The 14,117-nt window shown below is 40.2% G+C and carries 14 protein-coding genes and 1 pseudogene; 9 read left to right on the forward strand and 6 right to left on the reverse strand.

Translation table 11 applies throughout. The annotated features are described in order from the left end of the window. The first annotated feature begins 128 nt into the window (after positions 1 to 128). A complete protein-coding gene (bioF, locus tag V7K67_RS29860) occupies positions 129 to 1,307 on the forward strand; it encodes an 8-amino-7-oxononanoate synthase (RefSeq protein ID WP_334733953.1) in 1,179 nt (392 codons plus the stop codon). On the opposite strand, the pseudogene V7K67_RS29865 reads toward bioF, so the two are convergent. Further along, positions 1,308 to 1,487: pseudogene (locus V7K67_RS29865) on the reverse strand (GNAT family N-acetyltransferase); the annotation flags it as partial. Between the two features lie 2 nt (positions 1,488 to 1,489). Here V7K67_RS29865 and V7K67_RS29870 point away from each other — a divergent pair. The 6 genes from V7K67_RS29870 to urtE all read left to right on the forward strand — a co-directional run bounded on the left by V7K67_RS29870 (position 1,490) and on the right by urtE (position 8,622). Continuing rightward, positions 1,490 to 2,629 carry an NAD(P)/FAD-dependent oxidoreductase gene (locus tag V7K67_RS29870; protein ID WP_334733951.1) on the forward strand — a complete coding sequence of 380 codons (1,140 nt, stop codon included), beginning with the start codon at positions 1,490 to 1,492 and terminating at the stop codon, positions 2,627 to 2,629. Positions 2,630 to 3,183: 554 nt separating this feature from the next. Beyond that, entirely contained in the window at positions 3,184 to 4,503 is a 1,320-nt protein-coding gene (gene urtA / locus V7K67_RS29875; RefSeq protein WP_335169621.1) for an urea ABC transporter substrate-binding protein, read from the forward strand. 337 nt (positions 4,504 to 4,840) lie between these two features. Then, positions 4,841 to 6,001, forward strand: a complete 1,161-nt coding sequence (urtB, locus tag V7K67_RS29880) for an urea ABC transporter permease subunit UrtB (protein ID WP_334733949.1) — start codon at positions 4,841 to 4,843, stop codon at positions 5,999 to 6,001. A gap of 30 nt (positions 6,002 to 6,031) precedes the next feature. Continuing rightward, complete coding sequence (gene urtC / locus V7K67_RS29885; RefSeq protein ID WP_335169623.1) at positions 6,032 to 7,153, forward strand: urea ABC transporter permease subunit UrtC; 1,122 nt, start codon at positions 6,032 to 6,034, stop codon at positions 7,151 to 7,153. Then, on the forward strand, positions 7,128 to 7,874 hold the full coding sequence (gene urtD / locus V7K67_RS29890; RefSeq protein ID WP_335169625.1) for an urea ABC transporter ATP-binding protein UrtD: 747 nt from the start codon (positions 7,128 to 7,130) through the stop codon (positions 7,872 to 7,874). Before urtC ends, urtD begins: the two co-directional genes overlap by 26 nt. Positions 7,875 to 7,923: 49 nt before the next feature. Further along, a complete protein-coding gene (gene urtE, locus V7K67_RS29895) occupies positions 7,924 to 8,622 on the forward strand; it encodes an urea ABC transporter ATP-binding subunit UrtE (protein ID WP_334733947.1) in 699 nt (232 codons plus the stop codon). Here urtE and V7K67_RS29900 read toward each other — a convergent pair. Both V7K67_RS29900 and V7K67_RS29905 read right to left on the reverse strand, forming a co-directional pair. Continuing rightward, a complete protein-coding gene (locus V7K67_RS29900; protein ID WP_335169627.1) occupies positions 8,585 to 9,313 on the reverse strand; it encodes a hypothetical protein in 729 nt (242 codons plus the stop codon). The genes urtE and V7K67_RS29900 overlap by 38 nt on opposite strands. Positions 9,314 to 9,395: 82 nt before the next feature. Next, positions 9,396 to 10,178, reverse strand: a complete 783-nt coding sequence (locus V7K67_RS29905; RefSeq protein WP_335169629.1) for an ABC transporter permease — start codon at positions 10,176 to 10,178, stop codon at positions 9,396 to 9,398. Between the two features lie 149 nt (positions 10,179 to 10,327). Here V7K67_RS29905 and V7K67_RS29910 point away from each other — a divergent pair, with 149 nt between their 5' ends. Together V7K67_RS29910 and V7K67_RS29915 are read left to right on the forward strand one after the other, a co-directional pair. Next, a complete protein-coding gene (locus V7K67_RS29910) occupies positions 10,328 to 10,939 on the forward strand; it encodes a DedA family protein (protein ID WP_335169631.1) in 612 nt (203 codons plus the stop codon). Positions 10,940 to 11,100: 161 nt separating this feature from the next. Continuing rightward, positions 11,101 to 11,652, forward strand: a complete 552-nt coding sequence (locus tag V7K67_RS29915; RefSeq protein WP_335169633.1) for a hypothetical protein — start codon at positions 11,101 to 11,103, stop codon at positions 11,650 to 11,652. Here the strand turns inward: V7K67_RS29915 and V7K67_RS29920 are convergent. The 3 genes from V7K67_RS29920 to V7K67_RS29930 all read right to left on the reverse strand — a co-directional run bounded on the left by V7K67_RS29920 (position 11,649) and on the right by V7K67_RS29930 (position 13,476). After that, entirely contained in the window at positions 11,649 to 12,206 is a 558-nt protein-coding gene (locus V7K67_RS29920; protein ID WP_334708579.1) for a hypothetical protein, read from the reverse strand. The two genes, V7K67_RS29915 and V7K67_RS29920, sit on opposite strands and share 4 nt — an antisense overlap. A gap of 360 nt (positions 12,207 to 12,566) precedes the next feature. Beyond that, positions 12,567 to 12,854, reverse strand: coding sequence for a hypothetical protein (locus V7K67_RS29925; protein ID WP_335169635.1), 288 nt, complete (start codon positions 12,852 to 12,854; stop codon positions 12,567 to 12,569). After that, positions 12,847 to 13,476 (reverse strand): hypothetical protein, encoded by a 630-nt coding sequence (locus V7K67_RS29930; RefSeq protein WP_334733590.1) that lies wholly within the window; start codon positions 13,474 to 13,476, stop codon positions 12,847 to 12,849. Before V7K67_RS29930 ends, V7K67_RS29925 begins: the two co-directional genes overlap by 8 nt. Positions 13,477 to 14,117: the final 641 nt, after the last annotated feature.

Here is a 14,117-nt window from a genome sequence, read left to right on the forward strand (position 1 = left end):
TACCCCCAAGATGAAGTTAAAAGTCAAAAGTTAAAGGGCAAAAGAGAACTGATGAAGTCTTAATTCTGTTCTTTTTACTTTTTACTTTTAGCTTTTGACTTACTAGCCCCTACCCCCTACCCCCGCCCATGCCCACCGACCCTTATGCCTGGCTAGAACAGTCCTTAGTAACAATTCATCGGGTAGGCTGGTATCGTTCAGTACAAACGATCCACGGTCGTCCAGGTGCAACGGTGGTTTTAGCTGGGCAAGAGGTAATTAATTTTGCCAGCAATGACTATTTGGGCTTGGCTGGGGATGAGCGCTTGATGGCAGCCGCAACTGCTGCCATCGCCCAATTTGGGACTGGTAGTACTGGTTCTAGATTACTCAGTGGGCATCGAGAATTACACAGGGAGTTAGAAGAGGCGATCGCATCTACCAAACAAACAGAAGATGCCTTAGTCTTTAGTTCCGGGTATCTAGCCAATTTGGGTGCAATTACCGCCCTTGTAGGCAAGCGTGATTTAATTCTCTCTGACCAGTACAATCATTCCAGCTTGAAAAATGGAGCGATTCTTAGCGGTGCAGCAGTTGTGGAATATCCGCACTGTGATATTGAAGTTCTAAAAACTCAGTTGAGTCAACAGCGGCAAAATTACCGACGCTGTTTAATTCTTACTGATACCGTCTTCAGTATGGATGGCGATTTATGTCCGATGTCCGCACTGTTGGATCTCGCTGATGAGTTTAGCTGTATGCTGCTAGTTGATGAAGCTCATGCCACTGGTGTGCTAGGAAAAACTGGCGCTGGGTGTGTGGAACATTTTGGGTATACAGGAAAGCCATTAATTCAAATTGGCACCTTGAGTAAAGCTTTGGCTAGTTTAGGCGGGTATGTGGCAGGAAGTAGCGCCTTAATTGACTTTTTGCGGAACCGCGCACCCACTTGGATTTACACCACTGGGCTTTCACCTGCTGATACGGCGGCGGCCTTAGCAGCCATCAAAATAGTGCAACAAGAACCGCAACGCCGAGTCCAATTGTGGCAAAATATACATTACTTGAAAAGTTTGCTGCAACAACAGTTACCCAATCTAAAATTACTGCTTTCAGAATCACCAATATTATGTTTTCAATTGCCTAGTGCCACAGATGCCCTCGAAGCTGGAAAACAGCTAAGAGATGCTGGCATTTTTGCCCCAGCAATTCGTCCTCCCACAGTACCCACAAGTCGGATCAGAATATCTCTAATGGCAACTCATGAAGCAGCGCACATTGAAAAATTAGTAGCAGTGCTAAAAGATGTCAATTACCCTGAGCTGTAATTATACTCCATGAAAAGCTGGTGGATAGACAACTTTTCCCTTGTACCTTTGGTGATAGCTTTGCAGTGGTTTAACCATAAATACATCCTCTGGTACTGGAAAAGGAGACTCGATTTCATAAACAACTGAAAGTTGAAAGCCAAAGCGAGTATAAAATTCTGGATGACCTAGTACAATAACTTATGAAAACCTACGACTGGATTGTGGTTGGTGGTGGAATTGCGGGTGCTGCACTCGCTTATGAACTGGCTAAAAGTGGCTTTTCTGTACTTTTGTTGGAGCAATATAGTACATCACAGAATGCAACTCGCTATAGTTATGGTGGGCTTGCCTATTGGTCGAGTAGTACACCACTAACTAGGCTATTGTGCGAGGAAGCGATCGCACTTTACCATATCCTAGCTCAAGAGTTAGATGCTGATATCCAATTTCGGGAGTTAGATTTATTACTAACTATTTCAGCCGATTCTGACCCAGAAGTAACTGCTGCGTTATATAATCATTTTGCCATTCCCCCTCGTTTACTCAGTGTTCAAGAAGCCTGTGAGTTGGAACCGCTGCTAAATCGAGAGGCGATATCTGGGGCTTTAACTGTCAAACACGGTCATATTCACCCAGAAAAAACAGCACAAGCTTACATCCAAGCTTTTGAACGTGCTGGGGGTGAAATGCAGATATTTCAAGTATTGCAAGTATTACAAGATGGCGTCAAAACCACCACTGCAACTTTTCACAGCGCTAAGGTTGTCATTTGTGCCGGTGGACTTAGCCGCCAGCTTCTCAAATCTGCTGGTATTCCCATCAAGTTGTATTTTACCCATACAGAAATCATTGAAACCCCACCTCTTGATATCAGGTTACGCACCTTAGTTATGCCAGCTAATGTGCAACGGTTTCAACTAGAAGCTGAATCAACTCAAGTTGATGCATTATGGGATGAACTTGGCAATGAGTTAGTAGCACCAATTTTAGATGTGGGTGCCATTCAGTTTCAAGATGGTAGTATCCGCATCGGTCAAATTAGCCGTGCGATCGCAGATCCTCATGTCAAGGTAAACTCAGAGGTAAGTGAAAAATGGTTGCGAAGAAGTGTTGGTCAAATTCTACCAACATTGGAGAATTTATCAGGGACTTGGTATCACTGCTTAGTAGCATTTAGTAGCAATCAACTCCCCTTAATTGGTGCTATCCCCGGATTTGAGAGCATTCATGTTTTCTCTGGGTTTAGTAATCCCCTAGTACTTATACCACCTTTGGCAAAGCGCTTTGCTAATTTTGCAAATGGCCAGGAAGATGAAATTATTAGACAAATGCTAATCTAAAAGCCCCGCAGTCAAGTCGCAACTCCTGGAGACACTGCGTGTAGCTTGCTACGCTCCAATTAAAAATTATTAATTAAAAATTGCAAGACGTTTGTAGAAGAGAAAGGTTTTGTTCTTCCATAACGTATTGCATAGATATAAGATAATACAAGCCCAAAACCCTCATGTAGAGACGCGATTTATCGCATCTTCAAAGACCAATTATCCTTAACCCAAGCCTATTGAAATATAAGAATCTTGATAAAGTTAACAAAGATTAATATTAAGAAATTTGTTTTTTATTAAGAAAACAAACCATTTTGTATATTACGTCACTTTTTGGTAGTAAACTATCGCACTAATATCACACTTTAAAGATTGATATTGTCAGCTTCCAACGAGTTGGCTGATTCATCAAGAGGAAAATTAATAAAAATATAAAACCTGTAAAACTATCCACAAAAAAGATGGCTATGGCTACTCAAGTTAAAAAGATTCAATGCGCTTTATTACCGCCCGTGTCGCTTCCCTCTCAGGGCTAAAGCCGCTGATTTTCCCACATACCAGGTATTTTTATGAAAAGACAATTTAAGCGACGCAAGTTTTTAATCTACGGTTCTTTAACTTTTGGAAGCAGCTTTTTTTTGAAAGCTTGCGTGAATAATTCTCCAACTGCTATTACAGAAAGTCCAGCCGTGATTCCTACGGCTTCCCCAGCAGCGGCTACTACTGGTAACACCATCAAAGTAGGTATTTTGCACTCTTTGAGTGGTACGATGGCTATTAGTGAAAAAAGCGTTGTTGATGCTGAGAAATTAGCAATCAAAGAAATTAATGCTGCTGGTGGTATATTAGGTAAACAAATTGAAGCAGTTACCGAAGATGGTGCTTCTAACTGGGATACTTTTAGGGAAAAGGCAACCAAACTCATCGATCAAGATAAAGTTAGTGTAGTTTTTGGTTGTTGGACTTCTGCTAGCCGCAAGAACGTTAAGCCAGTATTTGAGAGCAAAAATCACATGCTCTGGTATCCTGTGCAATATGAAGGTCAAGAGTGTTCTAAAAATATTTTCTACACTGGCGCTGCGCCAAATCAACAAATTGAACCATCTGTTGATTGGCTGTTAAAAAATAAGGGCAAAGAATTCTTCTTAGTTGGCTCTGACTACGTTTTTCCCCGGACTGCTAATACAATTATTAAAGCTCAACTAGAAGCTTTAGGCGGAAAAACAGTTGGTGAAGATTATTTACCTCTCGGCAATACAGAAGTTACACCAATCATTACTAAAATTAAGCAAAATTTGCCAAATGGTGGTGTGATTTATAATACCTTAAATGGTGATAGCAATGTTGCTTTCTTCAAACAATTAAAAGGGGCTGGATTGACACCAGATAAATATCCCTCCATGTCTGTAAGTATTGCCGAAGAAGAAGTTAAAGCGATTGGTGTAGAGTATCTCAAAGGTCACTATGCAGCTTGGAACTATTTTCAAACAGTAGACACACCTGCTAATAAGAAGTTTGTTGCAGCTTTCAAGAAAGAGTACGGTGAAAATCGGGTGACAAATGACCCAATGGAAGCAGCATACATTGCAGTTTATTTGTGGAAACAAGCAGTAGAAAAAGCTGGTACTACAGACATAGCTAAGGTAAGTGCTGCGGCTTATGGTCAAACTCTAGATGCGCCTGAAGGTAAAGTGACAATGGGTGCCAATCATCACATATCTAAAATTGTGCGGATTGGTCAAGTTAGACAAGATGGTTTATTTGATATTGTCTATGCTACTCCGACAGCAGTTGAGCCAATTCCTTGGAATCAATTTGTGAAAGAAACTAAGGGATTTGCTTGTGATTGGAGTGACCCTGCAAAGGGTGGTAAGTACAAGAAAATCTAAATAATTCGTAATTCGTAATTAACGCTCTTCTATGACTCTGGAGAGAGAATAATCCAAGCGATTAGAAATCGCGCCTACACAAACTCTCGTCCGCCTGCGCGGACTAACGCCAAAATAGGGTTTTAGATTTAATCTGACGAGAGTAAAAAAAGAGCGTTAATTACCAATTAGGAATTAGTCAATCTTAACTTTGTAGGGTGCGTTATAGCGAAGCGCAACGCACCATTTATCTCGGTGAGTTACGGTTACAATATTTATTACTGCTATGTTTATTAACTTGTACCGTAACACACCCTATACCTAATTACGAATTACGAATTAGTATGTGGAGAAATAAGTGTTAGCAGGATTCTTAGAAGCTGTATTTAATGGTATTAGTATTGGCGCAGTATTATTAATTGCCGCGTTGGGACTAGCTATTATATTTGGATTGATGGGTGTCATCAATATGGCGCATGGCGAATTGATGATGTTTGGTGCTTATACAACATTTGTTGTGCAAAATGCTTGTAAGCAATTGGGTGGGGTGTGGTTTGAAGTCTATATATTTTTGGCTTTGATTATTGCTTTTATATTCACGGCTGCTGTGGGATTAATTTTAGAAAGAGGCGTGATTCGTTATCTCTATGGACGCCCATTAGAAACTTTACTCGCAACTTGGGGAGTAAGTTTAATTTTTCAGCAGTTTGTTCGCAGTGTGAATTGGGTATTGATAATTGGTATAGCTATATTTTCTCTGTTGTTTTTTGGAGGTTTATGGATTTTAAATTCCCGCACCGATTTGGGAAGAGTTCGTAACTGGATTGTGACAGTGATATTTTTATTATCGTTGGGGGTGACAATCACAACAGGCAATTTCTTGAGTCAAACTTATCAGCTAGCAGTGACTCAACCTTGGTTTGGCGCTCAAAATGTGGATGTCACGGCACCGACTTGGTTACAAGCGGGGATATCTTTAGGTGGTGTACAATTACCCTTTGCCAGGTTATTTATTATTGCTTTAACAATCATCTGTGTGGCAGGAATTTATTTATTTTTACAACGTTCTAGCTGGGGTTTAAGAATTCGGGCGGTGACGCAAAACCGGAGTATGAGCGCTTGTTTGGGTATCCCAACTCAAAAGGTTGATGCAATTACTTTTGCACTGGGTTCTGGTTTAGCTGGTGTGGCGGGATGTGCAATTAGTTTGCTTGGTTCTGTAGGGCCAAATACGGGACAAAACTATATTATTGATACTTTTATGGTTGTTGTGGTTGGGGGTGTGGGCAATTTAGGCGGTACGATTGTGGCTGCGTTAGGAATTGGTACGGCTAATTTTTTAATTGGTTCTGGAACTCTGGCTTTGTTGTTGACTCCTGTTAAACCTTTGGCTGATTTGTTTACTTTTTTTGCTACGACGAGTATGGCGAAGGTGATGGTATTTGCGCTGATTATTGTGTTTTTACAGTGGAAGCCTGGGGGGATTTTTCCGCAGAAGGGACGTATTGTTGATGTTTAAACGAACCGCCAAGACGCCAAGGACGCCAAGATGAGAAAGAAGGAAGGAAGGTTAATTTTAATTGAGGTGGGGGTGGTGGTTGCGATCGCACTTCTCCTCATTATCATTATGCCACTGTTGCTTACGGAGTTTCGTCTGAATTTGTTGGGGCGATTTTTATCGCTGGCGATTGTGGCTCTAGGTATCGATTTGATTTGGGGTTATACTGGTTTACTAAGTTTGGGACATGGTATTTTCTTTGGTTTGGGTGGATATGCGATCGCAATGTACCTGAAGTTGCAAGTCCCTAGTGGAGAATTGCCTGATTTCATGGGACTTTATGGAGTTACTGAACTTCCCGCCTTTTGGCAACCTTTTTATTCTTTTCCTTTGACAATAGCTGGTGTGGTATTAATTCCAGGGTTATTGGCGGGATTGTTGGGATATTTAGTTTTCCGAAATCGCCTCAAGGGAGTTTATTTTTCTATCTTGACTCAAGCCGGAACTATTGTATTTTTCAACTTCTTTAACGGTCAACAACAATTTTTCAACGGTACGAATGGACTGATAGATTTTACAACTTTGTTTGGGGCAACAGTTAGCGATACCAAAACACAGTTTGTTTTCTACACACTGACGGTAGTGTTTCTCGCAATCACCTATGGGATTTGTCGCTGGTTGACAACTGGACGCTTTGGGAGGTTGTTGATAGCGATTCGTGATGATGAAAGTCGGGTAAGATTTTCTGGCTATGACCCTACAGATTTTAAGGTGGTGGTGTTTGCAGTTTCAGGTGCGATCGCAGGTATAGCAGGAGCATTTTACACCATTCAGAGTGGTTCTGTCTCACCTAGAGCAATGGATATTGCCTTTTCAATTGAAATGGTGATTTGGGTTGCTGTAGGCGGACGCGCTACTTTAATTGGGGCAATTATCGGAACTTTGTTAGTAAATTATGCCCGCACTTTTTTAAGCGAACAATTTGCCGAAATCTGGCTATTTTTCCAAGGCGCACTATTTTTGATAGTCGTCACAGTGCTTCCTGACGGCATCGTGGGATGGTTACGTAGTCAGAATATTTCGCTTTTCTACCGCCGTCAAGAAATTGCTACATATCCTACCTTGGAAGAAGACCCCGAAGTGCAACATGAACGCGAAAATATTGGAAACTGAAAATGTAACTGTTAGTTTTGATGGTTTTAAGGCTTTAAACCAGCTTAACTTTAGTATGGATGTGGGTGAATTACGAGTAGTAATTGGCCCCAATGGTGCGGGAAAGACAACATTCCTGGATGTGATTACGGGGAAAGTACAACCAACTTTAGGGCGAGTTTTATTCAAAGGAAGAAATCTGCGTTCTTTACCTGAATATAAAATTGCCCGATTGGGAATTGGGCGTAAGTTTCAAACACCCCGAATTTACTTAAATTTAACACTCCGTGAAAATCTGGAAATTACCAGTAATAAAAAGAAAAATGTCTTTTCTACTTTGTTTGAACATTCTAATGCTGTTGAAAAGAATAATATTAAGGGATTGTTGGAAACTATCGGTTTAACGCCAAAAGCTGATATAAAAGCCGCTTTACTTTCTCACGGAGAAAAGCAACGTTTAGAAATTGGGATGTTAGTAGCACAGTCTCCAGATTTATTACTCGTTGATGAACCAGTTGCAGGTTTAACAGATGAAGAAACCTATAACATTGGCGAACTACTTTTAGCACTAGCGCAGAGTCATTCAATTTTAGTAATTGAACATGATATGGAGTTTGTGCGTCAAATTGCCCGAAAAGTAACAGTGTTACATGAAGGTTCCGTGCTGTGCGAAGGGAATTTTGAGGAAGTGCAAAATGACTCTCGTGTGATTGAGGTTTATTTGGGAAAACAAGAAGAATAAACGATGGAGTTAAACAACTCACTGGAGTAAGTGGGAAGCCAAAGATTATATGCTAAAAATCTCTAACCTTAACGTTTACTACGGCGAAAGCCACATTCTCCGCAATGTAGATTTAAGCGTACCATCTGGGCAAATGGTCTGCCTAATCGGACGCAATGGTGTAGGTAAAACAACCCTACTCAAAACCATCATGGGTTTACTCAAACCCCGCAGCGGTACAATTAATTTAGCTGAACAATTAATCAACTCCAAATCTCCAGACCAAAGAGCAAAGTTAGGAATTGGTTATGTCCCCCAAGGAAGAGAAATTATCCCCCGATTGACAGTCAAAGAAAATTTGCTGCTGGGGTTGGAGGCTAGACGCAAACCAGTAAAAAAAGCAGAAATTCCAGAGGAAGTTTTTAGCTTATTCCCAGTGTTAAAAACCATGCTTTCGCGGATGGGTGGTGATTTAAGTGGGGGACAGCAGCAACAATTAGCGATCGCACGTGCTTTAATGGGAGAACCCCAATTACTCGTCTTGGATGAACCCACCGAAGGTATTCAACCCTCCATCATCCTAGAAATTGAAGCCGCAGTGCGTCGCATCGTCGAAACCACAGGCATTTCGGTTTTATTGGTAGAGCAACATTTGCACTTTGTCCGTCAGGCTGATTACTATTACGCTATGCAAAAAGGTGGTATTGTCGCCTCTGGTTCTACAGAAGAACTCAGCCAAGATGTGATTCAACGCTTTTTAGCTGTTTAATGTTTGATATTTTTATATCAATAGTGTCAGAAGTAATCAAGTCTGCGGCTTCTTGTAAAAGCTCATTCTGTTCCTTTTGAATCGCTTCCAAACGCTGAGAAATTTCTACCAATCTTTGTTGTTTATTTGCTTGAAAACTTTCAGGTGGCAAAGCTGCTATGTTATCAGCTTGTTTAGCACCTGTGATTTGTTGCAAAGTAAAACTCCCAACTTTAGCCAATGATAAAAGGCTAACTTTGATCAAAGCCTGAAGCAATTTTAACGGAACTTGCAGTATTGACCAACTAGCTGTTTCAATCAAGCGGACAATTGCTTTGATGATGCTCCAGATGAGAGCGATCGCAAACAGCAAAATCACTATACTAATAATTGGGTGATTAGTCGCCCAACCTAGTATTTGAACTAACCTGAAAAATATCGGATGTTGTGTTAACCAATCACTTGCAGAAGATGCGATCGCACCTTTTACCGCTCCTGATGTTGTACTCTTAAATTGCTCCGCTGTTTGCCAAGTTTGCTCTAAGCTGGTTGTAACTGTATCAATTGCTCTATCAGTTGTTGTATTTAAAGACTCCCCAGCAAGTTGTACTGAGTTGTTTAGAGAGTTAACGCTTCCACCCACAAAATCTTTCACATTTTGCAAGCGTTGTAAAACTCTATTAGGCAAATGTATATCTATTTGAGATACCATAGAACATTTCACCGAGGTTGAAATCTAACCATACAGGTATACCAAAACTTCCAGGAGAAATTTGATTACTTTTCAAATCTCTCTAACTCGAAGCACTAGTATAAAACCGCAACGCAAACCGCCAAAACCAAGTAGAAGCGAAAAACAACAACATTGCTAATATTGCCGCACCTATCAACCAGCTAATTTTACTCCGACCCAACAGCACTTCGGCTGGTACAGTAGTTAAAAAAGCTACTGGCATTACAAAGGTGAAAAAAAAGCGGTAAGCAGTGGGATATGCAGGAATAGGATATCGCCCAGCTTCCAACAAACCACGCAGTACTTCGGTAGCGTTGTATATCTTTACGAACCAAATACTTGTTGCTCCCAGCATAAACCACAGGCTGTACAAAATCACTAAGCTGAACAATAACGGCAACACACCAAGTAGATAACCGTCTATTCCTACACCGAGGCGTTTACCTGCATAGCCAATGATAATACTACCAAAAATTAGATCCGGCAGTCCCCAAGGTGAAAGGGTATGAGTGGAAAGCCAAAACTGACTGCGAATAGGTTTTAATAAAATAAAGTCTAAAGTGCCTTCCTGGACATGGCGGACAATACGATTTAAGTTCGACGACAGAAAAGTAGCAGAAAATCCTTGGAGTAAGGTAAAAATTCCTAAAACCACTAAAGCTGCTTCCCATGTCCAGCCACTAAAAGTGTAGCCAGTCCGATAAAACAAGAATAGTCCAAAGAGGCTGCCGACAAGATTTCCCAAGCTGCTGAGGGTAGCTATGAAAAAATTAATCCGATATTCCAATTCTGCGGCGATCGCAGTACCCCAAAATAGTCTTAATACTTTCAAATATCTTTGCATCTTGCACCCCTACCATAAAATATGTCATTTATTATGATATTTCCCAAGTTCACACAATAACTTTATGTAAATTTAATATTACTTTTTATTCAGGAAAATTGCTAAACGTTAAGATATTTTAGGCTTATTATTTAACGGTAAAAGATTTTATGCATTTAGATTTACAAGACCTAATTACAAAAATTGGCTACTTTGGGGTGTGGGCGATTATCTTTGCCGAATCTGGCTTGCTAATTGGTTTTTTTCTGCCGGGAGATAGTTTGCTATTTACTGCTGGATTTCTCGCATCTTCTCCGATATCAGGGTTTAACATTTGGGTTTTGGTTTTTGGTGCTTTTGTTTGTGCAGTCCTTGGTGATAATGTTGGCTACGCTACAGGACACAGATTTGGCAGAAAATTATTTCAGAAAGAAGATTCATGGTTTTTTCATAAAAAACACTTGGTAAAAACCCAGGATTTTTATGAGAAGCATGGCAAGAAAACGCTAGTATTGGCGAGGTTTACACCAATTATTCGCACTTTTGCGCCGATTGTGGCTGGGCTGGGTTCGATGCATTACCGAACATTTATGTCTTACAACTTAATCGGCGGATTATTGTGGACATTCGGCATCACCTTTTTAGGGTTTTTCTTAGGAAAATCTCTGCCAGGTGAACAGGTAGATAAGTATTTGTTACCGATTATTGGATTAATTATAGTTATTTCTTTATTACCATCGATTATCCATGTAATTCAAGAAAGTCGAGCAAATAAAGGTTAAAGTCCTCTTGGTACTTCTAGAAAGGTAAATTAATTATCTGAATCTTAAGCAGATTGCCCCATAAAGAGAATATGGCGTAGGGTATAGGGCAAAGTCTTTAGTCTGGAAAAATACTACTTAGGGAGAATGACCGAACAAGGCAAAAGTAAAGAAAAAGAACAATGGTAACAGAGCAACTAAATTTATTTATGGAACTCAATCTCTATCTGTTCGTAGAAAATTTCCTCTTTTTCTTAATTGCCACACTTTTGATTGTGGCTATCAACTGGGGATGGAAAGACACAAAACCTTATACTCTACCTTTACCATTTCCCGGTTGGTATAAAATATGGTTTGGATCAGTGCAACTGCTAGGAGTATTACTGCCATTAGTGTTTATGCTATTATGGGGTGTATGGTGGGGCGATCGCACTGTGTTAACTGTGCTTGGTTGGTATTTTATCGTATTAGGGTTGCAAATTATCTCAGAAAGAGTGACCCTTAGGCAGTTGCAAAATGTCGTGTGGGTGATGGTTCCTTATATATATCTCCCTTACCGCTTCTGGCAATTGTATGAGGGTTTGACAATTTTGGATTCTCAAAGCGAGTTGCTGTGGGTACGGTATTTATTGATTTTTGAATTGGTGCTGTGGATTGTTAGCTACGCCATCGATGTATCTCAATTGCCACGGCTGTTTCGCTGGGAAGTACAATCTAACTCTGACGTTAGCTAGGGATTAATCGCAGAATTAGCCATTTTTATTAGAGAAGTGCGATCGCCTGCTTTCAACCCAACAATATATTGCACACCCTGTTGTCTCCAAGTCAAGGTAGCATCTGAACAATTAGCACCACAAGCAAAATCCACAAAATAGCCAGTGATACCCTTAGCTAAAGATACAGGTTTACCAGTCAGACGGGGTGTTTTGCGGGTTACAGCTTCAGCCGAAAGCACACCCAAACGGCAAGCAGTTCCACCACTACAGTCTGGACTGAAACCCAGTAGAATATCATAATTATTTTTCGTAGCAGCTTCTATAATTGCGTAAATTGGATTTTCCCCATCCGACTCAGGAATAAACTTCGGTAATAAAATCTTAATTTGAGTCTTTTGCTTTAATTTAGGCAGAATAGATTTAAAAACCGGGTGCGGCTGGGTTTTACTCTGCTGTGCTATCAGTTGGGACTGCTTGTCGATAGTAGCTATAGCTGACTGATGGAAGTTGCTAACGCTGACTAATAAAAATACGGCACACACAGCACTAGTATTTCTGAAGCTGAAAATCATCTTTGAAAACCTATTTCATCTGAAGTACTTATTTGTAATACCCATTTTGAGTATCAAAATAAATTTAACGTGAGTCTCCAATGGAGGCGCATCTACGCCAAGGGCGAAAGAAAGCTGCGTTCGCCCTTGGCGTTGCCACAGGCTAGGCAGGTAAAGTCTCGTGTAGCCGCGACTTCTAGTCGCCAGGGCAATTAAAAGGGAACAGGGAACGGGCAACAGGCAACAGGGAAATCCCCATAATTAAAATCAGGGGATTTGTACAAGGACACATTGAAACATCGTGGCTGACGCCATCTCGTTTCAAATATTTTTATCTCTTTTCATAAATAAATTTAGGGGCTTTAAACCCTGTATTCGGGGCTAATTTTTTTTCTGTTCCCTGTTAAGAGTTCCCTGTTCCCGCCCCGAAGGGGCTTGGTAATAATTTAGACTTTTCAAACAACCTCTTAGCTCTACTTTATCCATTTTTTTCGCAACGCGATCGCTATCGCTGAAACCTATGTGGGACAGTAGTTTTACTTTTTGAACTTTATCTATGCTCTGTGACTTAGAAAAAGTATTTGCCAAAAAGCCACGATTTTTGCCAGATAAAGAAACCGAGTTCTTAATTTTGGATAAAGTCGAGCTTAGATCAAGCCCTTCATTCATGTTCGTGTAAGTTTTTGGATATTTGGCATTTTTTAAGGCGAATGAGGTATTCAAGCACTTTTGATTGAACCTCATTGAGAAATTTCTCATGAATCTTTTCAACATCGAGTTCTCTAATAAACTCAATTTCTGAAAGAATTTCGTGACATTCGTCTATTGTTGCCCCGTTGACCCCATACAGAATTCCAGTTGGATATTCATGAATGCAATATTGAAGCCATCGAATTTGAACACTTAGCAAATCTTTATGCACATCAGCATTACTTCGATCAAGCAAGTAACATTCTTTGAGTAGCTCGTAGTCAGTTTTGAAGTTAATCTGCTCGTGGAGATGCTTTGCCTTGTATAAATTTTGGGCTGTACGAGCAAGCCACAAAGCTGACCAAAAATCACGGTTTTGATAACCCCTGAAAAGAGCAGGAAACACAACCTCTTCATAAAGCTCGTAGCTAATTTTATTTCCGTATTCGTATTCTTGAGTTTCTAGGAACTGGCTAGTCCACTGTTGTTTCTCGGTAATTGAAGCAAATGAAGCAATAAACCATTCAAGATTTTGTTTGCCTTGAGAGCGAAGACCGACTGTTTTGCAATGTAAGTACTGTTTATAATACTCAAGCTTCATATATTAGATATTTAATCATTTCGCCTCAATTAGTGTCGGAAAATAGAGGGTTTAACGACATTGGAGGAAAGAAGACGCTGAAGCAGGAACAAGTTATCTTAACATCTGTATATAAGGCGCAACTAACTGCGGCGGGAGCTTTATTGGGTGGTAGGTTTTGATAGAACGCGCAAACTTGAGATATTTAAGATGCGATCGCACCGATGCTCAAACTATGAAGTATGTATTGCAATAAATATTATACTAGTAGTTTCCTTCCCTATTATATGTATATTTAAAACATCTGTGTGAGCGTCCAGAGAGTTAGACTGTTTTATTTATACACGAAAAAGCGCTTGAGGTTTTGCTCACTCAAGCGCTTTCTCGTAAAAGCTTATACCAACTCACTCGTTTGATGCAACATTTGAAATCTGCAACACTCCCTGAGGAGGGAGTATTACGGGGATAACTTGTGACAAACATGTAGTGAAATGGTATCACTCCTTGCACTAACTAAGAATATCTCTTTTGCAAGAATACCGGGGATCTAGTGAGTGACAGTTTATGAACTGAACACTAGTTAAAAACGACTCACCATGAATGGTAACTAAAAAGACTAATCACAAATGTAGCAATTTTGTAAGTATAGTATAAAAACTTAT

The sequence above is a fragment of the Nostoc sp. genome (genome assembly GCF_036917155.1).
Classification (GTDB): Bacteria; Cyanobacteriota; Cyanobacteriia; order Cyanobacteriales; family Nostocaceae; genus Nostoc.

Bases quoted from the DNA above. Each gene is read 5' to 3' on its own strand.
- bioF (WP_334733953.1), top strand. From the start codon at position 129: ATGCCCACCGACCCTTATGCCTGGCTAGAACAGTCCTTAGTAACAATT.
- V7K67_RS29870 (WP_334733951.1), top strand. From the start codon at position 1,490: ATGAAAACCTACGACTGGATTGTGGTTGGTGGTGGAATTGCGGGTGCT.
- urtA (WP_335169621.1), top strand. From the start codon at position 3,184: ATGAAAAGACAATTTAAGCGACGCAAGTTTTTAATCTACGGTTCTTTA.
- urtC (WP_335169623.1), top strand. From the start codon at position 6,032: ATGAGAAAGAAGGAAGGAAGGTTAATTTTAATTGAGGTGGGGGTGGTG.
- urtD (WP_335169625.1), top strand. From the start codon at position 7,128: ATGAACGCGAAAATATTGGAAACTGAAAATGTAACTGTTAGTTTTGAT.
- urtE (WP_334733947.1), top strand. From the start codon at position 7,924: ATGCTAAAAATCTCTAACCTTAACGTTTACTACGGCGAAAGCCACATT.
- V7K67_RS29900 (WP_335169627.1), bottom strand. From the start codon at position 9,313: ATGGTATCTCAAATAGATATACATTTGCCTAATAGAGTTTTACAACGC.
- V7K67_RS29905 (WP_335169629.1), bottom strand. From the start codon at position 10,178: ATGCAAAGATATTTGAAAGTATTAAGACTATTTTGGGGTACTGCGATC.
- V7K67_RS29910 (WP_335169631.1), top strand. From the start codon at position 10,328: ATGCATTTAGATTTACAAGACCTAATTACAAAAATTGGCTACTTTGGG.
- V7K67_RS29915 (WP_335169633.1), top strand. From the start codon at position 11,101: ATGGTAACAGAGCAACTAAATTTATTTATGGAACTCAATCTCTATCTG.
- V7K67_RS29920 (WP_334708579.1), bottom strand. From the start codon at position 12,206: ATGATTTTCAGCTTCAGAAATACTAGTGCTGTGTGTGCCGTATTTTTA.
- V7K67_RS29925 (WP_335169635.1), bottom strand. From the start codon at position 12,854: ATGAATGAAGGGCTTGATCTAAGCTCGACTTTATCCAAAATTAAGAAC.
- V7K67_RS29930 (WP_334733590.1), bottom strand. From the start codon at position 13,476: ATGAAGCTTGAGTATTATAAACAGTACTTACATTGCAAAACAGTCGGT.